Origin of the sequence: Algoriphagus yeomjeoni (assembly GCF_049821175.1) — a bacterium.
GTDB lineage: Bacteria > Bacteroidota > Bacteroidia > Cytophagales > Cyclobacteriaceae > Algoriphagus > Algoriphagus yeomjeoni_A.
In genome coordinates this window covers 567546-593532 of sequence record NZ_CP187512.1, presented here as the reverse complement: position 1 = coordinate 593532, position 25987 = coordinate 567546, and the positions used below count along the sequence as shown (strand labels likewise).

Sequence of the window (25987 nt, the reverse complement as noted above, 5' to 3'; positions counted from 1 at the left end):
CCCAATTGGGGATATACAAACGTTACCTGCAAGCTGAACAAAACAAAAACTAAACATGAGAAAAACAATTTTACTAGTAAGTCTGACTTTACTGACTTCAATTGCATTTAGCCAAAATTCAACTGAAGAATTGACTTCGAAATTTATTAAAATGTATGAAAAAGATACTGATTCTGCATTTGACTATATATTCGGGACTAATAAATGGATGGGCGAAAATAAGGACGGAACGGAAAAAGTGAAATTCCAGTTACGAGAATACGCAAATCTTATGGGTGAATATATCGGATTTGAAAAACTAACCGAAAAATCACTTGGTGAAAGCCTAAAAGTTTCGGTATATCTTGTAAAATACGAAAGACAACCTTTAAGATTTATCTTCAAATATTATAAAGCTAAAAATGAATGGATGCTTTACAATCTGAAATTTGACGAAAATATTGATGATGAACTTGACGAAATAATGAAGTACGACTACCTAAATGGAAATTAAAGCCAGCAGGTAACAATGTATAACCGCAATTACGGCGGATTCGACTACGTCCGAATCCACTCGGAATTGCTAATGTCTGTGCCAAACCGAAAATTAACGCATATAAACCCGTAACTGCGGTTATACAAGACCGTTATGCGGCAGCTTAAATGACGACAATGGACAACACAATCATTACATATTCCACACTTTTTGACATGGTTGAATCTGACGCAAAAGACCATAAGGAAAAGGAATTTGCAACATTGTTCTTAAACGCTATGAATGATTGGCCAACTTATAACCAAAAAGAAATTGCCGACTTTATTAAAGAACTTAAAGACTACTTTGGAACTCCATTAACCATTGAGAAAATTACAACAAAAGAATTTGACGGACAGAATGCTTGGCAAATTGAAGCAGGAAGTTCCATTGCAGACTTAATAGACATTTCAACAAAGTTTTGCAACCAATCAGACTTTGATAAAATTGTTGAAAGCTTCTTAAACTATTATAGCTCAATAAAAAAATCAAACAACGGACAGGAGAAAATTATTAACCAAGACTTTTGTGAGTTTTTAGTATATGAAATTTGTAAAGTATTTGAGTATTCAAACAATGACCAAATCAAAGGATTTTGGTGTGACGGGATTTTATTAAACCAACCTGACAGTTCATATTCTCAAAAATTTGTAAATGACAACAGACAAATTACCCTAAAAGCATTTATCGGTAAAGACGGACAAACAGAATATGAATTGACTTTGAAATTTGGAGACCAGGCATTAAGCAAATACGCAAGAAACTTAGACATTAAAGAATGTGTGCCTAATCCAGACAAACAGAATTGGTTTAACATTGACACCAAACGAAATAAAATTGAGATACAACTTGACTAATAAAAGAAAGCCGACCGCATAACAGCACCTACCCAAAAGTGGCGGTTCAGTGGTTAAATCAAGCTTGGTGCTACTATCAAAGTTTGTGCTTGGTTGACAGTGAAGTGCTTTGAAATCGCCACCTTCGGGAAGCTGCAAACCGTTGTGCGTCACCCTAAAAACCCACCGCACATTTAGCACATTTGGTTTTTCCGACACTCAAAGCCAACGCTAAAAAACCAAAAGAGCTAAATCACCCACCGCTGACAAAGAAGAATTGTTAAAAACTATAATTAAGTATTTGCTTAAATAAGAAAACTATTTGTATTTTTGCTGCGTTATTAAATCCTAAACAAGGAAATTATGGAAAACAATCAATCGTGTATCCGTGTGTTTGCCGACAAGGTTCAAATAGACAATTGTAGAGAAATACTTCAAACCAACGACAAGGCATTCAGTCAACTGAGTGGACTTTTAGCATTGGCAGGAAACGAAGTAAGGTTAAAAATCTTATTTCTCTTAGAAGAAGAAAACGAACTTTGTCCTTGCGACCTTTCAGACATTCTCGGAATGAGCATCCCTGCCGTTTCGCAACACCTCAGAAAACTAAAAGACGGAAACGTCATTGAAGGTAGAAGAGAAGGACAAACCATTTTCTACTCTTTGAAACAGGAGCAACTTACTTTACTTCGTCCATTTTTTAAACACATCATAAACAATTCAAAAAAGGAAACAGTATGAACAAGAAAAACAACAGACTTGTCGGAGCGGGTGTGCTTTCGGCAGTAGCAGCATCACTTTGCTGCATTACACCTGTATTGGCTCTTATTTCAGGAGCTTCAGGAGTGGCATCTACCTTTTCATGGATGGAACCAGCAAGACCTTATCTAATCGGTATCACCGTTTTGGTATTGGGCTTTGCTTGGTATCAGAAACTCAAACCACGAACAGCCGAAGAAATCCAATGTGATTGCGAAGAAGACGAAAAAAAACCCTTTATGCAGACCAAAACATTCTTGGGAATTGTAACCGTGTTTGCAGCCTTGATGCTCGCTTTTCCAAACTATGCACACATTTTCTATCCTTCAAACGACAACAAGGAAGTTGTAATCGTCAATGCTTCTGACATCCAAACGGTAACTTTTGATGTAAAAGGAATGACTTGCAATGGTTGTGCTTCACACGTAGAAAATGATGTGAACAAATTGCCAGGCATTGTTAAGGTAGATGCGATTTATGAAGAAGCGATTGCCAAAGTAGAATTTGACCAAACCAAAGTGAGTATCGCTCAAATTGAAGAAGCCATCAACGGTACAGGTTACAAAGTGGTTGGCAAGAAATAGTATTTTTTTGCCTTTTGTATTTAAGAACTTAATTAAATAATTACACAATGAAAAAGAATTTAATTCTATTGAGTGCTTTGTTCCTAATTGGAATTGCTCAGCTCAATGCACAATGTTGCAAACCGACTGACAATAAAGCACAAACAGCAAATACAACACAGCAAGAAGGTAAGACCCTGCAACTGAAAATCACGGGAATGACTTGTGCAGGTTGTTCCAACCATATTTCAAATGCCCTCAAAGAAGTGGACGGCATTATTGAACACAAAGTGGAATATCCGGGCGATTTGGCAACCATCCAATACGACCCAAAGAAAACAAATCCTGACGCTATCATCAAGGTTATTGAGCAGACAGGCTATAAAGCCGAAATCATTAAGGAAAATCAAAAAGAGAAATCATTATGAACAAAGAAATAATAAAACTTGACATCATAGGAATGACCTGCGACCATTGTGCAACAGGCATTGAAAAATTACTTTCCAAAAATGAAGGTGTAAAAGAAGCTAATGTGAGCTATCCAAAAGCTACTTGCGAATGTTCTTTTGACCCTACCAAAACCAGCAAAGAAGAAATCATTAATACCATCAACGGCACAAAAAACTATCGTGTAAAAAGTGAAATCCCTGATAATGGAAACAGCGGAATTAATCAATTTGATTTAATCATTATCGGTGGCGGTTCGGCTGCATTTTCGGCAGCAATCAAAGCCGAAAGTTTAGGATTATCGACCTTAATGGTAAACGGTGGTTTGGACTTTGGCGGTACTTGTGTCAACGTGGGTTGTGTGCCTTCTAAAAATCTTATTCGTGCAGGCGAGTCGGCTTATCACGCTACACATTCCAACTTTGAAGGCATCAAGCCAAAAGGAGTTGATATTGATTTCGCTCAAATCATCAAAGACAAGAAAAAATTAGTAGCCACACTTCAAGAGAAAAAATATATGGATGTGGTAAGCGATTTTGAAAACCTGACTATGCTAAAAGGTTGGGCAAAATTCAAAGACAACAAAACCATTTTGGTTGATGGCAAGGAATACAAAGCCTTCAAATTTTTAATTGCTGCGGGAGCTACGACCAACATTCCGACTATTGAAGGATTGGACAAAATTGACTACTTGACCAACGTTTCCCTTTTCGACTTGGAAGAAAAACCCGAAAGCTTGACCATTATGGGAGCAGGTTACATAGGTTTGGAAATTGCAATGGCGTACAATCGTTTAGGCGTTAAAGTCCGAATCATTGAATTTACCGACCGTGTTCTACGGACACAAACCCCAGACATCAGTGAAGCATTGGAAACCCAAATGCGAAAAGAAGGCATTGAAATCTTACCTAATTTCAGAGCCGTGAAATTCGAGAAACAAGCGAATGAAACCATCATTCACTGTAAATGTCCTGACGGTTCATTTACGCAAATTATAGAAAAAGGTAAGGTAGTAATTGCCACAGGCACAAAAGCCAATACAAGCCAATTAGGGTTAGATAACATTGGTTTGGAACTCACCAAAAGCGGACATATCGCTGTGAATGAAAAAATGGAAACCAATCTACCTAACATTTACGCAGCAGGTGACGTAACCAACACCCCTGCATTTGTTTATACAGCCGCTTTTGAAGGTAAAATTGCCGTTGAAAATGCGTTCTCAGGAACAGATAATAAAGCCGATTATTCTTCTTTACCTTGGGTGGTGTTTACTGACCCACAAATTGCAGGGGCAGGTTTAGATGAAGCACAGGCAGAATCAAAAGGCATTCCGTTTGAAGTGTCAAAATTGGAATTGAAAGACGTACCGAGAGCCATAGCAGCCAACGACACAAGGGGTTTCATCAAACTCATTCGTAACTCGGAAACTGACAAACTTATAGGTGCAAGAGTAGTCGCACCCGAAGGTGGAGAACTCATACAACAATTAAGTATGGCAATCAAATACGGAATAATGGTGAAAGACTTAGCAGACAGTTTCTACCCTTATTTGACTTTGGGAGAAGGTATAAAATTAGCAGCAATAACTTTCGGAAAAGACGTATCAAAATTAAGTTGCTGTGCCAGTTAATCCGCCCCAAAGGCACACACTCTTGCAAGTCGCACCAGCCAACGCTTGACCAAAACTTGCAAGAGAGAGTGCCTTCCCTACCCCAAAAAATCCTACCTTTGAAAATTTACTAAACCGACTGAAAATAAAGGGCGAACGCACAACATTGTGTATAAGCAATAGCGGGTGAAGTGGTAAAATCAAGGTCTGTGCTTTTAATAAGCTTTGTGCTAAACTGAAAGGTTTGTACTTTCAAATCCGCTACTGCTCATACACGAAACCGTTAGCTGCAACCCTATGACGACCGACAGAGCAACATCAAACCGACAGAAAAACGACCCGAAAAGCCAACCGCACAAAATGGCACATTTGGTTTTGCCCGACACACAAGCCGACCCTTCGCAAAACCAAAAGAGCCATTTTTTCGCCAACGCACTGACACCGTTTCGACATAAAAACTTATCTTAACCGACTGAAAAAAGAATATAAAATTGTAGATGAAAATAATAGAATTGAAACCACGAAAGGCATTAAACAAAGCCTTTTTAAAAGTAAAACCGAACAGGACTGAAATTGAAGGTTTCAAGACTAATCTAATTGCTTTACTCGACAGGACAAATGACACCGAAAGCGAAGAGTTTCATAAAAACCTTGTCATTGACTTCTTAAAGAAAACATACTACGACCCAAACCATTATATAAATACTAAAGGTCGAAACGACCTTGTTATTCATAATGGAAACACGGCTAAAAGTTCCGTTGGTGTAATCATTGAAGCTAAAAAGCCGACCAATAAATCAGAAATGATTACCACTAAAAAACTGAACGCAAAAGCGTTTCAGGAATTAGTGCTTTACTACTTACGAGAAAGAATAACACATAAAAATCTTGAAGTAAAACACTTGGTAGCGACCAACATTAACGAATGGTTCATTTTTGACGCTACCCTATTCGATAGACTTTTTGCTCAAAACAAAAATCTCGTAAAGCAATTTACAGAATTTGAAGGCGGACGTTTGGCAGACACAAAAACTGATTTTTTCTACAAACAAATTGCCGAGCCTTTTATTGCCGACATAACAGCAGAAATTGAATTTACATACTTCAATATTCAAGATTATCAAAAGCCACTTCGCAATGATGACAAAGCGGACGACAATTCGCTAATTGCTTTATTCAAACTCTTATCACCTGAACATCTTTTAAAACTTCCTTTCACGAACGACAGCAACAGTCTTGACAAACGCTTTTATAGCGAGTTGTTGCACATTATCGGCTTGACCGAAACCAAAGAAGGAAATAAAAAACTTATTGAAAGAAATAAATCAGGCGAAAGACATTCAGGAACAATACTCGAAGATGCAATTATTCAGCTTGACAGTTTAGATAAATTAAGCCGTCTTGAAAAACCAAGCCAATTCGGAAGCACAATACCAGAAAGATTATTCAGCGTTGCACTTGAATTAAGCATTACTTGGATAAATAGGATTTTATTTTTAAAGTTGTTGGAAGCCCAACTTATAACTTATCACAAAGGCGACAAATCATATTCTTTTCTGAATTTAGATAAAATCAAAACCTATGATGACCTAAACAGCTTGTTCTTTCAAGTGTTGGCTCGTAAGTTTAAAGACAGAAACGATGATGTAAAAAAAGCATTTGAAAAAGTTCCATATCTAAACTCATCACTTTTCGAGCCTACTGACATAGAGCAAGTAACCTTATTCATTAGCAACTTAAAGGATGACAAGAAAATTCCAATTATTTCAACTACTGTATTAAAGAATGACCAAGGCAAAAAGCGAACTGGAAGTTTAAATACTTTAGAATATTTATTTGAGTTTTTGAACGCCTATGATTTCAGTAGTGAAGGTTCGGAAGAAATTCAAGAAGATAACAAAGCACTTATTAACGCATCTGTTCTCGGTTTAATATTTGAGAAAATAAACGGATACAAAGACGGCTCATTCTTTACTCCGGGTTTCATTACAATGTATATGTGTCGTGAAACTATTCGCAAAGCCGTTGTTCAGAAATTCAACGAAACAAAAAAGTGGAAGTGTAAAAACATTGAAGAACTCTACGATAAAATTGAAGACCGCAAAGAAGCCAATGAAATTGTAAACAGTATCAAAATTTGCGACCCTGCCGTTGGTTCAGGACATTTTTTGGTTTCGGCACTTAATGAAATGATTGCCGTAAAAAACGACTTAAAAATTCTGCAAGACAGAGAAGGTAAACGATTAAAAGAATATCAAGTTGAAGTTGTAAATGATGAACTAATTGTAACTGACGAAGAAAGTGAACTATTTGAATACAATCCAACTAACAAGGAAAGTCAAAGAATACAAGAAATGCTTTTCCACGAAAAGCAAACAATAATTGAAAATTGCCTTTTCGGTGTTGACATCAATTCCAACTCAGTAAAAATTTGCCGTTTGCGTTTGTGGATTGAACTATTAAAAAATGCTTACTACAAAAACGCCACAGAACTTGAAACACTTCCAAACATTGACATCAATATAAAATGCGGCAACTCTTTAGTGAGCCGTTTCTCAATGGATGCCGATTTGAGCCAAGCATTAAAAAAGAGCAAAGGCAAATGGAGCATAGATATGTATCGTATTGCAGTAGACACATACCGCAATGCCGAAAGTAAAGAACAGAAAAAAGAAATGGAACGACTGATTGCCGACATTAAATCGGATTTTAGAAGTGAAATTTCAATGACAGACCCCAAAGTAAAAAAGTTACGAAAATTATCAGGCGACCTTTTTAGGTTGACAAATCAAGGGCAACTTTTTGAAATGAGCAAAAAGGAAAAAGCGGAATGGAATAAAAAAGTTAAAGACCTGACAGAAGAAACAAAAAAAATAGAAGGAGAAATTGAAGATATAAAAGCAAACAAAATATTTGAGAATGCTTTTGAATGGCGTTTTGAATTCCCTGAAGTTTTAAATAATGATGGCGACTATGTTGGCTTTGATTTAATAATTGGTAATCCTCCGTATGTATTTACAAGAGAAGCTGATTTTGACAATCTTTATAAAAATTACGTTGCAGATTTTCTAAGTAAGCATTCAGTTAAAGCAATTTCAAAAGGTTTGAATATCCAAACAGGGAAAATAAATCTGTTCGGTTTATTTATGGTGCGGTCTTTTGAATTGATGAAAAACAATGCCGTTTTTTCGTTCATTATTCCAAACAATATTCTAAGAGCAACAACCTATGAAGCTGTTAGACTTTTTCTTCTTGACAATTGCAAGATTACCGAAATTGTAGACTTAGGTTCAAATGTGTTTTCAGAAGCAACAGTATCAACTGTAATTTTTAGTTACGAAAAAGGTGAGAGCACAGGAAAGACAAAGATTATAAAAGACATTTCAGATTTTGAGAAAGGCAAATACACTAAGTCGGAAATTCCTCAAAGTTTGTTTAGGAAAAATGTAAGTTTCACTTTTAACATTCTTCTCAACGATATTGAAATTAAATTAATTGAAAAAATCCAAGCAAATTCTAATCCTTTGAATAACTACTTTAAATACATTTCTCCTGGAATAGACGGTGATAAGGACAAATATGTAAAGAGTTCAAAAGTAAACAGCAAATACAAACCACTTCTTTATGGTAAAAACTTTGGACGTTATAATATTTCCTTCGACAATAATTACATCAACTACGACAGAGAACTTTTAAACAGAGCAAGAGAAGAGGAAATTTATCTTTCAGACAAAATAATAATTCAAAGAATTAGTGGCGGGACAAGCCCACTAACTTGCACAATTGACAGAAACCAGTATTATACTTTTAACTCAGTAAATAATCTTGTTTTAAATGATGATGCAACTATTTCGTTAGACTATTTCTTAGCATTGTTAAACTCAAAAATTCTGAATTGGTATTACTCAGTTATGTTTTCAAACAAATCTACTTTGACAGTAAATATTTCAAAGACTTTTTTGAGTGAACTACCAATTAAGGAAAGCTCATCGAAACACAATGAAATCAAAAAACTTGTTCAGACAATTTTAGCTACAGACAAGAGTGATGTAAAGAAAACTAAAGAATTAGAAGAAAAAATTAATATGGCTGTTTATGAAATTTATGGCTTGACAAAAGACGAAATTGAAATTATAGAAGAAAGTGTAAAATGACAAACAAGCCAACGCTTCACAGCCACACACATTGCCAAGTCGCACAAGCCGACCCACAGACCAAAACTTGGCAAAGAGTGTGTCTGTCCAACCGCACCAAAGACAGCGAAACCCACGACAGACAAGAAGGGCAGCAGCTAACAGCGGTTTGGCGTAATGGCGGGTTTAGTGCTTCGTATGACAGTTTTGTGGGTAAACAAACATTAGTGCTTCGTATCAACATTTGTGGTGAAAATCCGCCACTACGCCAAGCCGCAAACCGTTGGCAGTAATTTGAAATAAAAAAAGACAAGTATGAAATCAAGACATTTGAAATCAATCTTCCTTTTAGGATTTATTATCCTGGTGACAAATTTGACATATGGTCAAGTGTACAAATTGAAAACAACTTCCGTTGCGTTTAAAACTAAAGTAAATGACTATAAATGGAGTGATTGGTCAGAATGGGAAGAGACTTCAGTTTTGGTTGTGATGGACATTGACAAGGACAGATTCACAATCTATTCTAAAGAAACCCAAGTTTATGATGTCGCTGAAGACGAAGGGAAAACTACCGACTCTGACGGTGATGACACTTGGTCTTTTTATTGCGTGAACGAAGATGGGTTGACTTGTAGAGTACGTCTGGTAAGACTGAATAGTCAAAACGGACGAAATCAATTATATGTTGATTTCAATGATATGAAATGGGTCTATAACTTATATAGCTTGGATTAAAAACTACTGCCAATCGAGTAGCCAGCCCCACTAGCAAACACTAGTAGGGAGAGGCTCTCACACCACCGTACGTACGGGTCTCGTATACGGCGGTTCATTGAATCTCAGGCCTTGATTTTGAGTAATAGTCCAGCATACTTAGATAACCTTTTCTTCTCAGTCTGGGAAGTGTAATTGTTGTTACCAGTATGGGACTTTGAGCCACGGCCCATCCTCCTTTTCTGGTTCTACTCCATGCGTAAGCATGATCTTGATCCACTCCTAATCTGATCAGGTTTTTACGTTTTCGCTCTGGTTTCTTCCAGTCATGCCAGATACAATATCTGAGTCGGTTCCTCAGCCACTCGTCGAGCTGTTTGAGCTTAGCCTGAATACTGGCCAGTCGGTAATTGTTTACCCAGCCCATCCATATCTCTCTTAGTTTTTGAAGCCGTTCGTCCAAACTGTAGGGCAAGGTTTTCTTGGTGATTCCTTTGAGCTTACGTTTCAGGTTTTCCCAACTCTGCTTTTTCGCTACCAGTTGGTATTTGCCCTTTTCTCCCTTTTTGTAGGTAGGTACGAAGCCATGACCTAGCAGTTCAAAGTCAGAGGGTCTTCGGATTCCGCTTTTCTCCCTATTAATAGGCAAGTCCAGTTTGTTCTTCAGGAACAGATAGACTTCATTTCCTACTTTTTGGGCGGCTGCTTTTGACTGGGTATAGATACTGAAGTCATCGGCATAGCGGACGAATTTTAACCCTTTCCTTTTAAGGTGCTTATCCAGTTCGTCCAATAATATATTGGACAGCAAAGGACTAAGGGGACTTCCCTGTGGCATTCCCTTCCTGCGTCTATGCAGCCTTCCGTTGATCTGGATCGGTGCTCTCAGCCACTTTCGGATCAGCCACAAGGTTGTGAGGCATTTTACCCTGTTGTAGATCAGCTGAAGGAGCTTGTAGTGTTGTACCTCATCAAAGAATCCTTTCAAGTCAATGTCCACAATATCCTGATAGCCATCGTTGATGTGCTTCAGTGATTGTGTTATTGCTCTATGTAGGTTCTTCCCAGGCCGAAAACCATAGCTCTCTTCTTCGAAGGTTAGTTCGAATCGACTGGCTAATTGTTGGCTAACCGCCTGTTGAAGCCATCTGTCCACTACACATGGGACTCCAAGTAATCTGGTTTTTCCATTACTCTTAGGGATTTCCACCCCTCTGATAGCTTGAGGTGCATACTTCCTTTTCAGGATGTCTGTTAATACAGCTGTCCTACGTTGGTCTATAAAAGACCTCAATTCGGTCACCTGCATACCATCCACTCCCGATGAACCTTTATTACCCACCACTTGGCGGTAGACTTTATACAGGTTTTTGGATTGTAGTACTTTCGCTATCATTACTTTGTTTTCCTTGTCCGCTTAAGGGTAGGCTATCCTGAATTTTCAGCATTCCTATCCGAATTTGGACGCGATTCAATGTTCAGCCCTTCCTTTTCTTGTGAGTCCTCCGATTCTCTTTATCGGCTCGTTTCCCGATCCGTACTATGGCTTCTGCTGACTTCTCAAACTTCAACTCGTGAAGTAAGAGATCTCCCCAGGTAAGGACATATTCCTTCCTCCGATTCCTGCAGCATCTACCACCTAGAGATTGTTGGTCAGAGGCTTTACAAAGATGTGCTTGCTCACCCTCCCTAAATGGCCTCCGTATGCCGTTTCTGTTCGTCAGTACCGGATTTTGTAGTCCCGCTTCCTTCACTGCATGCCTCACGGCAAACCAGCTTGCGGCTTACTAACAGGCTTCACCAACTCGCCTGCAAGGGACTTCCACCCTCTGGAATAATTTGGTATCTTCGATACCAGATGCCCATGCTGGGCACACACATTCTGTATAGTGCATACCCTGCGGGATACACACCATACAGTTGCCGTTAGCGGCAAGCAGAAAAACGAAATGCAATTAAAGAAAATAACAGACAAGGGAAAGACAGGAAACTTCTATATTGGAAAGTCCGAAATTCTGACGATAAGTTGGAATAACGGAGCGAATCCCGACTTTTTTGCATTTGGTGAATCAAGGGAGCTTCGACAAGTAGACAAAGAATATTTTGCTAAAGAGACAGTTGGAGAAAATTATAAACTAATTGAAGAACAACTTCCCTCGAACATCGAAAGTTACCAATTGACAAAAGACGAAAAGGGAAACCAATATTTCTGTTTTTATCAAGAAGGAGTAATTCACGGATTTGACAAAAACGCTAAAAGAATACTTGAGTGGGGAGCTGACGAAATTGGACAAGGACACCCGATTTACGACATTGACTACCAATTTCCAGATTTTCTTTGGCTTGCATTTCCGACAGGTCAGACAGTTACTCAAGTTTCGATATCCGACCGAAAAGAGATTTATAAAATTGGAGAATACACTTGGGACGATAAGTACGACCCTTTAAGCTATCCTGAGAGTTTATTTGTGAAGGGAAAATTCGTTTACATCCCAAATATGGGAAATAACAAGCTGTTCAGATTTGACAATAAAACTAAGGAACTCGAACTAATTGAAACTTTTGAAGAGAAACTGTGGCAATACGAAGAGACTGACTTAGGGACATTTATTGTAACTGACACAGGAATTTATGAAATTGAAAAATAAAGCCAGCCGCTAATCGAGTAGACGGCCGTGAGCTATAAGCCCACGGTGCACCTCTCACACCACTCCCGCACGTGCGGGATACGGGTCTTCCCGAAGTATCGGGACAGGCAGTATACGACGGTTCACTGAATCTCAGGTTTTGATTTAGAGTAATAGTCCAACATACTTAGATAGCCTTTTCTTCTCAGTCTAGAGAGTGAAATTGTTGTGACCAGTATAAGACTTTGATCCGCCGCTGCGGACCAGATGCAATATCTGAGACGGTTTATTCACAGTGAGTTTATTTTCAATGGTGTTCATGAATGCTGCGCATTTCTCAGCCATTCATCGAGTTGTTTGAGCTTGGCCTGAATACTGGCCAATCGGTACTTGTTTACCCAGCTCATACATACCTCTCTTAGTTTTTGAAGTCGCTCTTCAAAGCTGTATGGTAAGGTTTTCTTGGTGATACCTTTGAGCCAGTCAATTGGAAGCTGTGTTAAAACTTCGGCTTCATAAGTTATTACAAAGGTATTTTCGAAACGAGACAGGCTATCTGTAACAAAAAAGCCTCCCGATTTTTTCTCGGGAGGCTTAACTATTATCTTTTCAGTTAAAGATTACTTCGTCTTTGGCAAAACGTTAGATATCAAGGATACTTTCTCAATCGGTTCAGAGGCATTGGAATAAATCCTCACAACTGAATTTTGCTTGCCCATTTTTCCAGCGGAATTGAAAGATACCTTGATCTCGGAAGATTTACCTGGAGCAATTGGCTCTTTTGGCCAGCTAGTAGCCGTACATCCACAAGTTACCGCCACATTGGAAATAATTAGTGGAGTGCTTCCGGTGTTTGTCAATTCAAATGTATGCTCAACTTTATCGCCTTGCGTGATATCACCAAAATCAATAGATTTTTCCTTGAAGGTGAGTACTGCACCACTTTGTTCCTGCGCATTTGCATTAAATGCGATCGCCATCACAAAGACTGTCAATAAGATTCCTAATTTTTTCATCTGTTTATAGTATTTGGTTTTCAAATATTCAATTTTTTGTCTCAACTTCAAAATAACGGTTTTTCAAGCTGTAAGATTTAATAAAATGAAAATACCTTGCCAAAAGATAATCTGAAGCTTAATTATTTTAAAAACTATCCAAGTCAGAATCCTGTATCTCCTTTGGCTTCACGAAGAAAACCGGGGCAAAATTCACCAGGTATAATTCCTCAGTAGCTCTAGTCATAGCCGTATAAAGCCAACGGGTAAAATCTTTATCCACTTGATTTTCTGGCAAATACCCCTGATCAACAAAAACTGCTTTCCACTGTCCTCCTTGAGCCTTGTGACAGGTCAGCGCATAGGCAAATTTGATTTGCAATGCATTTAAGAATGGGTCTTTTCGAATCAACTCCTTTCGTTCCACTTTACTGGCTACATCTGCATAATCTTCGGACACCTGCTGATAAAGACTACGGTACTGATCTCTTGTTAAGGAAGGGCTGGGCGAATAAAGGGTATCTAGGATTACTTTAGCCTCAAAATGGGGCTCGTCTGGATAATCTAACAACCGAAGCTCAAGGGTAGCAAATCGAAGACCATAAAACTCCTCGAAATTCCGGATTTTCATCACCTCCGCCATATCTCCATTTGCCAGGAAATTCACTTTTTCTGACTCAGCCATATAGGTGTAGTTATTCTTAACAATCATTAGCAAATCTCCCGAGCTGATTTCATCTTCGAAAAAATGGATGGTCCTCCTGATATATAGGTTGTATTGGACTGCAGCTTTATTGGATCTGGTAATAATCGTCGTATTCTCCGTATCAAACTTATCATAGGCATACCTCAACCCATCTTCCAGTCGCTCACCGGTCATTTTGAACATATCCTTAAACTGGCTCGTGCTAATTTGGATCTCCTGCTTCTCCAGCTGCAACTGATGTCTCAGATTAGTGGCATTAAATAAAATACCCGACTCCAAACGCTGACGCATCACTTCGGTCAATTCAATAAAGTCAGCATTCAGTCTAAAATGTCTCAGTAAATAACCTGCTTCCAGCGCCGGACTAAATTCAGATCCTACAGGGGGAAGCTGCGCGGTATCCCCGACCAAGATCAACCGATTATTTTGCCCATGGAAAACAAAGCTGATCAAATCCCCGAGTAAATTACCGGACATACCACCATCATCTGCCAGCATGGAGGATTCATCGATGATAAAGACAGTGTCCTTGTAATAATTTTTTTGAAGAATAAACCCCCCACCCAAACTTCCATCTTCCGCCTTGGGTTTATAAATAATCTTATGAATCGTGTATGCCGCACGTCCGCTGTAATTACTCATTACTTTTGCCGCACGACCCGTAGGTGCCAGCAAAAGCGAGCGCATGAATAGTTTGGGGAGCACTTTCACAACTGCCGAGATCACAGAAGTCTTTCCCGTACCGGCATACCCACGTAAGACGAAGGTTGGTTTTGTCTCAGGCTCCATGAGAAGAAACTTATCCATCTTAGAGAAAAAGGCAGCCTGGCCTGAGGTTGGCTCAAAAGGGAAATATTTACTCAGCAATGTCGAAGGCCTCGGCATTGACTCCTTATCTTTACTCATACAAACGAATGTAAATGCCAAAAGACAAAATCAGCAAAGAAATCGAAGCAAAGTTTGGAAATCATTTAAGATCCCGCGTAAATGGCATTCTGATCGAGGACAAAAAAATCCTGATGATCAAACATTTAATGGGAAACGGCAGCGTGTTATGGTCAGTCCCTGGCGGTGGAATGCATTATGGAAGTAGTGCGTCGGAAAATTTAAAACGCGAGTTTTCTGAGGAAACTGGCCTAGATGTAGATGTAAAAGCTTATCTTTTCGTTAACGAATACCTGGCAGCGCCTCTTCACGCGATGGAACATTTCTTTCTCGTGGAGAAAATTGGAGGAAAATTAGCACTAGGAACGGATCCAGAGCTTTATCCAGATTCTCAAATTATTGAAGAAATCAAGTGGATGAGTATAAATGAAATCCAGTCATTGCCTAATGAAGCCCTTCATCAAATCTTTTGGGGAATAAAATCACTGGAGGACTTAGTATTGTTGCGAGGATATTTTAATTTTGGAAATAATTCTCTAAAATAGCACGATTTATAACCTTCAACCTTACCCAGATTCTTAAAAATTTATCAAATGAATTTATCAAAAGTACTATCCTTGGTCTTCTTCGTAGTGGCAATTGGTCTTGGCTACCTTCTCTGGAAAGGTGTTGACGACGTAGTTGAGGACGAAAAAAGAATTGCTCTTACTGAAGCAGCAATCATAGAAAAATTGCAAATGCTTAGAGATGCTGAGTTGGCATTTCAGGCTTCCAATGGACGATATGCTGCTAATTGGGCTGAATTAAAGAATTTCATCCAAAATGGTCAAATCTGGCTTGTACAAAGAACTGAGACTACTAAAGTGCTAGATTATGGTGCTGAGGAAGTCACAGTAGAGTTTGATACATTGGGTTCCGTACCTGTGATTGATTCTTTATTTAACGAAAGAAAATATCCTGATTTCAACCTAGACGCCTTGGTAGTAGTACCAGGTTCTGGAGGAAAACAATTTGAATTCTTCGCTGACAAAGTGGAAAGAAACTCCTATGAAATCTCTGTATTTGAGATTAGAGATCCTGCTCCAATCAATCCAGATAGAAGACTGAACAATAATGAGAAAGCTTTGAAAGTAGGTTCAAGAACAGATGCCTCTACCGAAGGTAACTGGAAATAAAACCTCCTATTTTGGAAAGTAATCTTAAAGTATTTAAAAGTGATAGGTTCGATGTAGAAGATGCATCAAACCTATCACTTTTTTTGTATCCGGATTCTTTATTCATCTTCGCGAAGGATAAGAACCAAACAAATATTTGTATACACGAATATTTAAATTTCGACTGGAATTCATTGGAACAGTTGGTCATATCTGATCACTTGTTGAAAAATGACATTCCTGCTACGATCTATCTCCATCAGCCTGATTTTAGTCTTGTGCCTGGCGTTTTATTTCAGCCTGGAGAAGAGGCTACCTATTTGTCGTTTGCAAGCGAACAGCGCCCTAATACAAGTTATTTCAGCACCCCTCTAGACAGCAATAATCTTCAGATATTATCTGGAATAGCCGGGAAATTGAAAAAATCCCTCCAAGCACGTTTTTCAGAATTGACTTTTCATCATGGTTCTGTATCCTTCTTGTCATATCTATTCAAAGAGAGGTTCAATCTGATCGGACAGGAGATCTTGATTAGCATATTTGGAAATCAAATTTATGTTGCTGCATTCTCCAATCAGGAGCTCGCAGCTTTCAATATGTTTTCGATAGATTCAAAAGAAGACATTTTGAAGTATACTCTGATTTTCATTGAGCAACTTAAATTTGATCGTAATCACGTACGCATTAGTCTTTTTGGAGCAACTTCAGAAAGTGAGATTACAGAAGAATGGGGAAAAGCCTACTTCCATCATTTCAGGTTACTTAGTCCCCATGCAAATCAAAATTATACCCATGGGTTCAAGCATTTGAAGTCCGTCAATCTTTTTGAAACCAATTGGCAATTTGACTAAATGAAAAACGCTCAAAAGACCAGTGAATAATTAACTATACCCAATGAAAAAAATAGCCATTTTCCCTGGTTCCTTTGATCCATATACACTCGGTCATCACGACATTGTGATGAGAAGCCTGAACTTGTTTGACGAAGTAATAATTGGAATTGGCTATAATTCCACCAAAAAATCCAGGTATTTCGAGATAGATGATATGGTGGAAAAGGTGGAAAGTGTATACGAAAACATTCCGGGAGTAAAGGTGATCGTTTATAACGAACTAACCTCTACTTTAGCCAAAAAGCATGATGCGAAGTTTCTAATCAGAGGCTTGAGAAATACGACCGACTTTGAATACGAAAATACGATCAGCCAAATGAATCGCTATCTAAATGCAGAGCTAGAAACTGTGTTTCTGATTACATCTCCCCGATATGCTGCGATTAGCTCGACTATAATTCGTGAAGTTCATCGCTTTGGAGGCGACGTCACCGAATTCCTGCCCTACAACGTCTGAGGTTTCAGGTGGCTCTTAATAAACTGCTTAAATAGATACCGCATCGAGGGATAGGAATTGATTAAGGCTATTTTTGCATCAGCCTCAAAAAACCATCTGATATCATCTATTCCTTCTTCTTTTTGCGGAGTCATATCAGCATCACTGAGGCAATCCATCTCAAACCAATACGTCTTCTTCAATATACTTTTTCGGTCTTGGGTATAAGTATGCCAAGTATTACAGATTTTATTACCTGCCTTTACTTTCACAGCACACTCCTCCTCCACTTCACGAACTGCACATTGCTTTGGTGTTTCGCCTTTTTCAAATTTCCCCTTGGGAAAATCCCACTTCCCAAGACGGTATATGAGTAGCATTTTATCCTTTTTGGAAACCACCCCTCCCGCTGCTTTGATGATTGAAAAGCGACTTTTAACAAACTTTTTCAACGCTGCTTTATCCTTAGTCACCAAAGTAATTGAATCAAGATCTTTTAACTTTCTGGTGCGAAGAAGGTAAAGCAGCCTGATAATTAAGTCATGGGAAGGCTCATGAAAAAGCACATCGTCTTTCCAAGGCAAATGGGCAGAAAGCTCCTCCATCTGAAAATAAACCGTTTCGAAAGACTTTGAAGGATTCAGCTCTTCGTAGCTTATCAGATCAAAGGGTTTGTCATTCACGAAGATTCTCATGATGAATCAAAAGTTTTGGGGTGTTTGGAATTATTCAAAAGTGCATATTTTTTTCACTTGCTACAACCTTAGGCTAAGTTTATCTCTTATTTTTGAGACATGGAAATTTTAGACAAGAATGTAGCTGCAGAAGTAGCTGATAAATTACTGGAAATTCAAGCGATTAGACTTCAGCCCGAAAAGCCTTTTACCTGGGCTTCTGGCTGGAAATCACCAATTTACTGTGACAACAGACTTTCTCTTTCTTTTCCAAAGGTTAGAAAGATGATCAAAGACCAACTGGTCAGAAGTATTCAACATTATTTTCCAACCGTTGAAGCAATAGCCGGAGTTGCTACTGCAGGGATACCTCAAGGAGCTTTGCTTGCAAATGATCTTGACTTACCGTTTATCTATGTTCGATCTAAGGCAAAAGGTCATGGAATGGAAAATATGATAGAAGGAAAGGTCGTTCCGGGTCAAAAGGTAGTCGTGGTGGAAGATCTTGTCTCTACAGGGGGAAGTTCTCTCAAAGCAACACAAGACTTGCTAGACGCAGGATTTGAGGTACTAGGGATGGTTGCCATTTTCAGCTACGGATTTGATGTCGCAAAGCAAAACTTCGACAAAGCAGGGGTTAAACTTGTATGCTTGAGTCATTATGAAGCCATGCTGCCTAGAGCTGTAGAAAGAAAATACATCACAAACGACACATTAGAATCTCTTTCAGAGTGGAGAAAAGATCCTGCGAGTTGGAAACAATAAACTCCAGTTAGAAAAAATGGCAGTGATTTCTCACTGCCATTTTTTTGGGCTAAAATCTGTACACTACTTCTCAAAAAGACCAATAGATCCTCCTACCCAGTCTTTGTCTTTGTTGAATTTCACCCCAATCATCTCTCCGCGGCTTAGTCTTGATAGATTGCCTACCAAAGTTGGCTTTTCATCTTTTTCTGGCCAAAGCACCAAAATCCTAACTTCCACTTTCACTTTGCCATCTGGGGATTGGATTACCGGAGCATAAGCTACTTTTTTCTGTAGGATGTATAGATCCTTGTCCTTCACTTGCTCTATATCTTCTCTTTTTACATTGAAAATCACTCCGGACCCCGAAAAAGAAAACAAAGGCTTAAGGACATAATTTTCCAAATCTTCCGGTATCTGATCAAGCTCACTCAATAGGGTAGTTTCTATAAAATACTTACCGCTCAGGTAAGGCAAGATGAACTTCGAAATCCTGGTGTACCAGTTCGGGTGTCCAGCCCACTCCACATCTAACTTATCCTGAAAACTAAACTGCAATTTCAAATCCTGTCTGAGGTCCAGCTCATCAAAAATCACTCGATTGTAAATTCGTTTGATACGAATTTTTGCACCGGATTCATCTCTATAAAAAAGTTGGTCTCCCTCTTTAATTACATCAGTGACGCAAATAACAGGTATTCCCAAATCTCTGCGACAATAGTAAAAGTCAATCTTGGTATTCTGCTTTTCAGGCTCAATCTCCAACAAAACCACTTCTGATTTATCGTGCCCATTGAACAAAACTTCCTTCAGCTTTTCCAAATAAGTATCCGAATCCATCCCTGACATATAAGGAGTCAGTTCTGCAATAAATGGATACTGCTTTTGAATCTTTTGATAAAGATTGAATTGAAAATTAAAGATGGAGGGAAAGCCCTGCACTTCGATAAGTTTCGGTACTATCTTTCCATTTTCCTCACAAATCCCAAAATCGATAGCCATAAATTGGGTATGTGCATCTTCATTGGGAACAGCTGTATTAAGATCAATTGCCCGCTGAGTAATTGCTTTGAAGTCTGGTTTACTCACAAAATCGCAAACTTCCTGACAAGCTTCTTCCAGCTGCTTTTTAACCTCATTAGGGATAAAGAAAGGCGTTTCCGCTACTCTAAAAGTAGGCGCATAATCGAAGTCCGCGGCTATGTCTGCAAGGAAATCCTGATATTTCTCTACAGAAAATTCCCTATTAAATTGAGCTCTGCGGGATTCAATCATCGTGGTTTAAATTAAAGTGAGAGTTTTAGATGCTTTTATTTGTTGGATAGATTGCTCAAGAAAATTTGGAATAAGCGTCTCATTTGTTTTATAGATCTTATCCTCGTCTGTCATGTGCTCAAGCATTTTTCGGAACTTTGTCTTTCCCATAAGCGCAATGATTTTTTCTTTCACTTCCGCCTTTTTCAAATGAGCCAGGAAACTCACTGGGTCTGCTTCTGGATGAAATTGAGTTCCAACCATCTCGGGTGAAAATCGAATAGCCATGATTGCACGCTCATATTCCACATGATCTCTAATTTTCTCAAGCGCAATAATCTTGGATCCAAGTACTTTGAATTTCTTCAAATCAGGTTGTACCACCTGATAATCTCTAGAATCTACTGCCCAAAAAGGATTATCCAGGTTTTGAAGTAAGGAATCCTTGTGTCCATCAGCTGTCTTATGAACGGACATCACCCCGAAGGAAGTGGATATTCTCTTGGTAAGTGTTCCCAATCCAAAATGCCTACAAGCCATCTGGAAAGAATGACAAATGAAGAGTATATATTTTTTGTGATTATAATTTTGATTCCAGATCCAAATTTGATCCAAAAAATCAAAATATTTCAAATCCCAATTCCCATCTCCATCCAATGGATTTCCTGGTCCACCGGTTGAAATAAAGAGATCGTAATCACGGATTTCAGGTATTTCGGCTTTGCCTCTTACGTCAAATATTTTGTAAGTCACCTGACTATCGAATCTAGCCACGATATCTTTGATACAACGCATCCCCTGATTTGGCTCGCCATCGTACATATCCAAGATCGCCAAGTTCAATTTTTTCTTTCCCACGTTGCCTAATTTTAATATTGCGCCCGCAAAGGTAATAAAAGCGCTTAAATCCCTTCGTTAAACTTTGAAGTGATCATATCTACTACTTTTTTCAAATCTTGAGTTTGATCAAAAACCGCTAATTGCTGATCTGCCCCAGTACCGTTCTTAAGGATCTGATGCACATAATCGATTTCGGATCGACTATCCAATTCATCGACCACATCGTCTATAAAATCCAAAAGCTCCATGATCAGCTCGGATGTAGGAACTTCAATTTTCCTTCCAAAATCAATGAGTTTACCTTCAATTCCATTTCGTGCCGCCCGGAATTTGTTTTCACGAATCAGCGCTATTCTATAGATATTAAAACTAGTATTACTTAAAAGAAGTCTGTACAATTTAGCGACCACAGCCTGAATTAAAGCCACGATACATGTGGTCTCATCTACCGTCAGGCACATGTCACAAATGCGGAATTCAATCGTACTGAAAAATGGGTGAATTCGTAGATCCCACCATATTTTCTTAGGGTTATCTATACAGTTTGTTTTGACCAAAGTCTCCAGGTAATTATCATAAGACTGCACAGAATCAAAATATTCCGGTAATCCAGTTCTAGGGAATTTGGCAAAAATCTTAGCTCTAAATGCCTTAAAGCCTGTATTTCTTCCTTCCCAAAAAGGTGAATTTGTAGTCAAAGCATAAATGTGCGGAAGAAAATAGCAAGCCTGATTCATCAGCTGAATTGCAATTTCCCGATTATCAATTCCCACGTGGACATGAAGCCCAAAAATCAGATTTGACCTGGCTATATCCTTTAATTCATCTACAATTACATGATACCTTGGATCATCAGTGATCTCCTGATCTTGCCATCTGGCAAAGGGATGGGTACTGGCTGCTCCTACGACTAAATCTTGCTTTGCAGCTAATTCAGAGATTTTATTTCGAAGTGAAGAGACTTCAGCTCTTGCTTGAGCTACATTTTCGCAGACATTGGTGCCTACTTCTACCACCGATTGGTGCATTTCGGCTTTCACCTGCTCTTTCAGAGTAATCTTCCCTCCTTCCACAATTTTAGACATGTGGGAGCGAAGATCTCTCGTTTCAGGATCTATTATCTGATATTCTTCTTCTACTCCCAATGTAAATTTGGGAAGCTTTTTCAGTGATGAAGCCATGTTATATCGTTAAGCTGAAAATTTTTAGAACCTCTTGGCAGTACTTACAGAATCCTTCATAAATGTCCCCCAGGTTAGGTTCATTTTACCTGGCTTTTGGGCTTTTGCATAGCTGATTGCCATCTTAGCTGCCTCTTCCACTACCCATTCAAAATTCTCTGCTCCTACAGAATTTATATCTGCATCAGGAGCTGGGTTCCCAAAATCAATTGCATAAGGAATCCCATCTTTCACAGCAAATTCTACCGTATTGAAATCATAGCCTAGACCCTTGCAAAGACGTAAAGTGTAATCTTTGACGGTTGCCAATAATTTCTTTGAAGAAGGTGGCCCATCGACCACATACCTAAGATGATGCGGATTACGTGGTTCGTAAGGCATGATTTTCACTGCTTTTCCACCAAGACAATACACTCTGAAATACTCTTCAAAAACAATTTCCTCCTGAAGCATCATCACCAGCTGACCGGTCTCCGGGTGCGTTCTAAAGAATTCATCTTTATCCTCCAGGCGATATACATTTTTCCAACCTCCACCAGCATATGGCTTCATATAGGCAGGAAAACCTACATAATTAAATATGCCTTCCCAATCCAAAGGAGCAACTAGATTTCTAAACGACTTGGAAGAAGTGTCATCCGGATGTTTGGACGAAGGTAAAATCACAGTTTTAGGAAGCGGTACGCCCAATTGATCTGCAAGAGCATTGTTGAAGAATTTATCATCAGCACTCCACCAAAAAGGGTTATTAATCACTGCTGTGCCAGTCAAAGCGGCATTTTTTAAATAGGCTCTGTAGAAAGGGACATCCTGCGATATCCTATCAATAATCACAGCATATTCTGTTAACTGGTTTTGAATCACCTTGTCAATCTGAACTGCTTCAGCGATAATTCCTTTTTCAGCTTTCTGATTTACTCTATCAATAAAAGCCTGAGGAAAAGTGTCCTCCATTCCGAAAAGTATTCCTATTTTTTTCATGTGTTTATAATTAGTTATTCAATGGCCACATGGAATCTCGCAAGGGTATAATCATTCCAGTGTGTGAGGTTCTTCGTCATGCTCGATTTCATACAAAATATTTTTATAAGCTGATCTAGTTAAACTTAATTCTACTGAGGTAATGCGGGAACATTTCTTTCCAAACATCCCAATCATGCTGACGGTTTTGCCTTACATCAAACCAATGATTGATGTTTTTTGCTCTAAGTGTATCATGTAATTTGATATTCGCGTCATAGCATATATCCCAATTTGACGTTCCTAAAACAATATCCATTTTCCATAATTCCTGATCATGAAGTCCTGGTAGATATTCTAATGGATTATTGTAAAAGATATCATCATGCTGGTATCCATCCATAAAGCTTCGAATATCAAATGCTCCCGACATACTAAACAAATGACTGACATAGCCAGGATGCCTAAAGGCAAAATTAGCGGCGTGATATCCACCAAAACTACAGCCAGCCATCACAACCTTAGCTACAGGCGTGCTTAACCGGATTCGTTCCACTATCTCATGGCAAATCATCTTGTCATAAGCTACATGATTCTGAATTCGCTGATGAGGATGAATGCCTTTATTGTAAAAACTATCGGCATCATTGCTGATAGGACAGTAAATCTTGATTAGCCCCTGCTCTAGGTACCATTGCGCAGATTTCACCAAACCCATATCTCGATTTTCGTAAAAAGAACCCTTGGACGTAGGAAAAACAACCACAGGGTATCCTGCATGACCAAAAACCAACATTTCTACATCCCGCTGTAAATGGGGAGAAAACCACTTTAAATATTCTTCTTTCATGTGCTTAAAATTTGATCTCTATTGGCCACCTGGAATCTCGCAAGATGTATCATCATACATCTATGTGCCGTTTTCAACCTGTTCGATTACACAAATAAAATTTCAACAAACACTGAAAAATCAGCGGATTTCTCTCACTTTCAAATACTAGTCATAATATCCTAAAAAGAAAAGAAAGTAGTGTCAGCTTATTGAAAAAAGATTAATTACTAGCTATTCAAATCGAGGTCGGTTCTGCGCCTATTTAGAAGATTGCGGATCAACCCAACAATTATATAGAGAAGACAGGCACCTACAAAGATCCATTTGGTGGTGCTAAAAAATGAGGCCAAATATCCTAGAGTGAAGCTTTCGGAAGGAAATCTCAGAATTAGAACAGAGACCGTAAGGTTCTCAAAAAGATCTAACAACACAGTGACGATAGGTAAAATAATAAGACATTTTTTCTTCCAGATTTTACAGATAAGCCCGATGAGAAGTAATAAATAAAAAATCATGTACGGCATATCCAATACCCAGATTATCAAGAGGTATTGTTTTCTCATGCTTCCTCCCATGGTCTGCAAAACACTAAATGCTTCACTGGCAGAGTAGGCAAACCGTAAGTCCAATGCCAATTTTGGAGGCATGTACAGGTTTAACAAAATATTAAAACAAACAAATAAGGCAAAAAGAAAAGCCAAAATGGAGGACTTTTCCAGCGTTTTAAAAATCACTTTCATAGAAAAAAATTACATTTTAAATACATAGTAAAAGATTCTGAGGCAATATTAATAATCATTTAGTCAATTTCCCTCGGTGAATTCTCATTCTAGGTTTTAAACCAACTTGCGTACATGGGATAGTTTTTTGCTGTCCGTGAGATAACATCCTCCATTTCAGGACCAGTTTCTTTTACCTTTTTTGCAGGCATGCCTGCATAAATTGAATTTGCTTCCACAATGGTGTTGGCTAATACCACTGCACCGGCAGCGATTACCGCTCCAGAATTAACAACTGCTCCATCCATCACGATCGCCCCCATACCAATCAATACCCGGTCATGAATCGTACAGCCATGAACCACTGCATTGTGAGCAATAGAGACTTGGTTACCAATGTAAGTTCCTGCCTTTTTATAAGTACAATGAATCACAGCACCATCTTGAATATTAGTGTCATTCCCTATTCGGATTTCATGGACATCGCCCCTAATCACTGCGTTAAACCAGACTGTACAATTAGCTCCCATCTGTACATCTCCTACTACAGTAGCGTTTGGAGCTAACCAACACCCGTCTCCGAAAGAAGGAGTTTTCCCATTTACTTCTAATTGTAATGCCATATTTACCTACTTCAGATTATCGTATTTCAAAAAATCTAATGCAAAGTTTCACTTTTTCTTTTGTGTAATGAACTTTTTAGCAAATTTTGAGTTTGCATGTATATACACATAATTTTGAAAAAACTTACACCAATGAAAACTATCAAACAAACAGGCTTTATTCTAGCAGCTGCAATGCTGACATTTGCATGCGGGCAATCTGGAGAAACTGTAGAAACCACTGACGCAAAAGAAGTTGCAGCTACTGAAGGCCAGACCTTATCAATTGACAATTCAGCTACCGCAATTTCTTGGAAAGGCTACAAGCCAACTGGACAACACACAGGAATCATTCCTGTAATGGATGGTACCGTAGCAGTCGACGGAGGAAGTATTACTGGAGGAAAAATTACATTCGACATTACTGCTTTAGAAGTACATGATTTGGAAGAAGGATCTGAAATGCACGGAAAGCTGACTGGTCATTTACAATCTGATGACTTCTTTGATGCTGCAAACCATCCAACAGCAACTTTCGAAATCACATCTGTTGAGCCATTCTCAGCTGATGACGTAGTCGCTGACGAAGAGCAATATGAAACTGAAAACACCCCAGTTGCTGCAACAGAATTGAATACAGAGACACCTACTCACTGGATCAGTGGCAACCTTACGATGAGAGGAACAACTAAAAACATCAAGTTTCCTGCAACAGTAAACTTAAATGACGGTACAGTAACAGCAAAAGCTGGCTTCAATATCGACAGAACGGAATGGGGACTTTCTTACCAAGACGAATCTAGCGTAGCAGACAAAGCAAAAGACAAATTTATCTACAATACTGTAGGAGTAATTTTGGACGTGAAAGCCAATTAATTACAACAAACTCATTTGAAAGAGGAATTCT

26 protein-coding genes are annotated in these 25987 nt (G+C 38.7%); 15 read left to right on the top strand and 11 right to left on the bottom strand.

The window, feature by feature from the left end; all coding sequences use genetic code 11:
- Window positions 1-55: 55 nt before the first annotated feature.
- The 8 genes from ACPUEN_RS02305 (at window position 56) to ACPUEN_RS02270 (ending at window position 9599) form a co-directional block, all read left to right on the top strand.
- Window positions 56-493 carry a hypothetical protein gene (locus ACPUEN_RS02305; RefSeq protein WP_425638217.1) on the top strand — a complete coding sequence of 146 codons (438 nt, stop codon included), beginning with the start codon at window positions 56-58 and terminating at the stop codon, window positions 491-493.
- A 158-nt stretch (window positions 494-651) separates the two neighbouring features.
- Window positions 652-1371, top strand: coding sequence for a hypothetical protein (locus tag ACPUEN_RS02300; protein WP_425638216.1), 720 nt, complete (start codon window positions 652-654; stop codon window positions 1369-1371).
- A 342-nt stretch (window positions 1372-1713) separates the two neighbouring features.
- The gene (locus tag ACPUEN_RS02295; RefSeq protein WP_027375684.1) at window positions 1714-2091 is read left to right on the top strand and encodes an ArsR/SmtB family transcription factor; all 378 of its coding nucleotides are present in this window, start codon (window positions 1714-1716) and stop codon (window positions 2089-2091) included.
- A complete protein-coding gene (gene merTP / locus ACPUEN_RS02290; protein ID WP_027375685.1) occupies window positions 2088-2693 on the top strand; it encodes a mercuric transport protein MerTP in 606 nt (201 codons plus the stop codon). Before ACPUEN_RS02295 ends, merTP begins: the two co-directional genes overlap by 4 nt.
- A gap of 47 nt (window positions 2694-2740) precedes the next feature.
- Window positions 2741-3100 (top strand): heavy-metal-associated domain-containing protein, encoded by a 360-nt coding sequence (locus tag ACPUEN_RS02285; RefSeq protein ID WP_027375686.1) that lies wholly within the window; start codon window positions 2741-2743, stop codon window positions 3098-3100.
- Window positions 3097-4749 carry a mercury(II) reductase gene (merA, locus tag ACPUEN_RS02280; protein WP_027375687.1) on the top strand — a complete coding sequence of 551 codons (1653 nt, stop codon included), beginning with the start codon at window positions 3097-3099 and terminating at the stop codon, window positions 4747-4749. Before ACPUEN_RS02285 ends, merA begins: the two co-directional genes overlap by 4 nt.
- A 476-nt stretch (window positions 4750-5225) precedes the next feature.
- Window positions 5226-8882, top strand: a complete 3657-nt coding sequence (locus ACPUEN_RS02275; RefSeq protein ID WP_425638215.1) for a DUF7149 domain-containing protein — start codon at window positions 5226-5228, stop codon at window positions 8880-8882.
- Window positions 8883-9176: 294 nt separating this feature from the next.
- Complete coding sequence (locus tag ACPUEN_RS02270; protein ID WP_425638214.1) at window positions 9177-9599, top strand: hypothetical protein; 423 nt, start codon at window positions 9177-9179, stop codon at window positions 9597-9599.
- A 94-nt stretch (window positions 9600-9693) separates the two neighbouring features.
- Here the strand turns inward: ACPUEN_RS02270 and ltrA are convergent, their stop codons facing one another.
- Window positions 9694-10974, bottom strand: a complete 1281-nt coding sequence (gene ltrA / locus ACPUEN_RS02265) for a group II intron reverse transcriptase/maturase (protein WP_425638213.1) — start codon at window positions 10972-10974, stop codon at window positions 9694-9696.
- A gap of 553 nt (window positions 10975-11527) precedes the next feature.
- Between ltrA and ACPUEN_RS02260 the strand changes: the two genes are divergently transcribed.
- A complete protein-coding gene (locus tag ACPUEN_RS02260; protein ID WP_425638212.1) occupies window positions 11528-12226 on the top strand; it encodes a hypothetical protein in 699 nt (232 codons plus the stop codon).
- Between the two features lie 599 nt (window positions 12227-12825).
- Here the strand turns inward: ACPUEN_RS02260 and ACPUEN_RS02255 are convergent.
- Window positions 12826-13221 carry a DUF1573 domain-containing protein gene (locus ACPUEN_RS02255; RefSeq protein WP_425638211.1) on the bottom strand — a complete coding sequence of 132 codons (396 nt, stop codon included), beginning with the start codon at window positions 13219-13221 and terminating at the stop codon, window positions 12826-12828.
- Window positions 13222-13348: 127 nt separating this feature from the next.
- Window positions 13349-14812 carry an ATP-dependent DNA helicase gene (locus tag ACPUEN_RS02250; RefSeq protein ID WP_425638210.1) on the bottom strand — a complete coding sequence of 488 codons (1464 nt, stop codon included), beginning with the start codon at window positions 14810-14812 and terminating at the stop codon, window positions 13349-13351.
- A gap of 14 nt (window positions 14813-14826) precedes the next feature.
- Between ACPUEN_RS02250 and ACPUEN_RS02245 the strand changes: the two genes are divergently transcribed.
- Genes ACPUEN_RS02245 through coaD form a run of 4 tightly spaced genes read left to right on the top strand, consistent with a single transcriptional unit; the run spans window position 14827 to window position 17295 of the window.
- Window positions 14827-15336: an NUDIX domain-containing protein gene (locus ACPUEN_RS02245; RefSeq protein WP_425638209.1), complete on the top strand. Its 510-nt coding sequence runs from the start codon at window positions 14827-14829 to the stop codon at window positions 15334-15336.
- Between the two features lie 48 nt (window positions 15337-15384).
- Entirely contained in the window at window positions 15385-15966 is a 582-nt protein-coding gene (locus ACPUEN_RS02240) for a hypothetical protein (protein WP_111613510.1), read from the top strand.
- An 11-nt stretch (window positions 15967-15977) separates the two neighbouring features.
- Window positions 15978-16796, top strand: coding sequence for a DUF3822 family protein (locus ACPUEN_RS02235; protein WP_425638208.1), 819 nt, complete (start codon window positions 15978-15980; stop codon window positions 16794-16796).
- A gap of 43 nt (window positions 16797-16839) precedes the next feature.
- Entirely contained in the window at window positions 16840-17295 is a 456-nt protein-coding gene (gene coaD / locus ACPUEN_RS02230; RefSeq protein ID WP_425638207.1) for a pantetheine-phosphate adenylyltransferase, read from the top strand.
- Here coaD and ACPUEN_RS02225 read toward each other — a convergent pair.
- Window positions 17283-17969 carry an NUDIX hydrolase gene (locus tag ACPUEN_RS02225; RefSeq protein ID WP_425638206.1) on the bottom strand — a complete coding sequence of 229 codons (687 nt, stop codon included), beginning with the start codon at window positions 17967-17969 and terminating at the stop codon, window positions 17283-17285. The genes coaD and ACPUEN_RS02225 overlap by 13 nt on opposite strands.
- A 99-nt stretch (window positions 17970-18068) precedes the next feature.
- On the opposite strand from ACPUEN_RS02225, the gene pyrE reads away from it, so the two are divergent.
- On the top strand, window positions 18069-18713 hold the full coding sequence (gene pyrE / locus ACPUEN_RS02220) for an orotate phosphoribosyltransferase (protein WP_425638205.1): 645 nt from the start codon (window positions 18069-18071) through the stop codon (window positions 18711-18713).
- 63 nt (window positions 18714-18776) lie between these two features.
- On the opposite strand, the gene ACPUEN_RS02215 is transcribed toward pyrE, so the two are convergent.
- The 7 genes from ACPUEN_RS02215 to ACPUEN_RS02185 form a co-directional block, all read right to left on the bottom strand.
- Window positions 18777-19967: a hypothetical protein gene (locus ACPUEN_RS02215; RefSeq protein WP_425638204.1), complete on the bottom strand. Its 1191-nt coding sequence runs from the start codon at window positions 19965-19967 to the stop codon at window positions 18777-18779.
- Window positions 19968-19973: 6 nt separating this feature from the next.
- Complete coding sequence (locus ACPUEN_RS02210) at window positions 19974-20804, bottom strand: type 1 glutamine amidotransferase (RefSeq protein WP_425638203.1); 831 nt, start codon at window positions 20802-20804, stop codon at window positions 19974-19976.
- Between the two features lie 44 nt (window positions 20805-20848).
- Window positions 20849-21967 (bottom strand): carboxylate-amine ligase, encoded by a 1119-nt coding sequence (locus tag ACPUEN_RS02205; RefSeq protein WP_425638202.1) that lies wholly within the window; start codon window positions 21965-21967, stop codon window positions 20849-20851.
- A 24-nt stretch (window positions 21968-21991) separates the two neighbouring features.
- A complete protein-coding gene (locus ACPUEN_RS02200; RefSeq protein WP_425638201.1) occupies window positions 21992-22948 on the bottom strand; it encodes an ATP-grasp domain-containing protein in 957 nt (318 codons plus the stop codon).
- A 115-nt stretch (window positions 22949-23063) separates the two neighbouring features.
- The gene (locus tag ACPUEN_RS02195; protein ID WP_425638200.1) at window positions 23064-23777 is read right to left on the bottom strand and encodes an esterase family protein; all 714 of its coding nucleotides are present in this window, start codon (window positions 23775-23777) and stop codon (window positions 23064-23066) included.
- 209 nt (window positions 23778-23986) lie between these two features.
- Window positions 23987-24499, bottom strand: a complete 513-nt coding sequence (locus ACPUEN_RS02190; protein ID WP_425638199.1) for a hypothetical protein — start codon at window positions 24497-24499, stop codon at window positions 23987-23989.
- A gap of 89 nt (window positions 24500-24588) precedes the next feature.
- Complete coding sequence (locus ACPUEN_RS02185) at window positions 24589-25101, bottom strand: gamma carbonic anhydrase family protein (RefSeq protein WP_425638198.1); 513 nt, start codon at window positions 25099-25101, stop codon at window positions 24589-24591.
- Between the two features lie 132 nt (window positions 25102-25233).
- Here ACPUEN_RS02185 and ACPUEN_RS02180 point away from each other — a divergent pair, with 132 nt between their 5' ends.
- Window positions 25234-25956 (top strand): YceI family protein, encoded by a 723-nt coding sequence (locus tag ACPUEN_RS02180; protein ID WP_425638197.1) that lies wholly within the window; start codon window positions 25234-25236, stop codon window positions 25954-25956.
- Window positions 25957-25987: the final 31 nt, after the last annotated feature.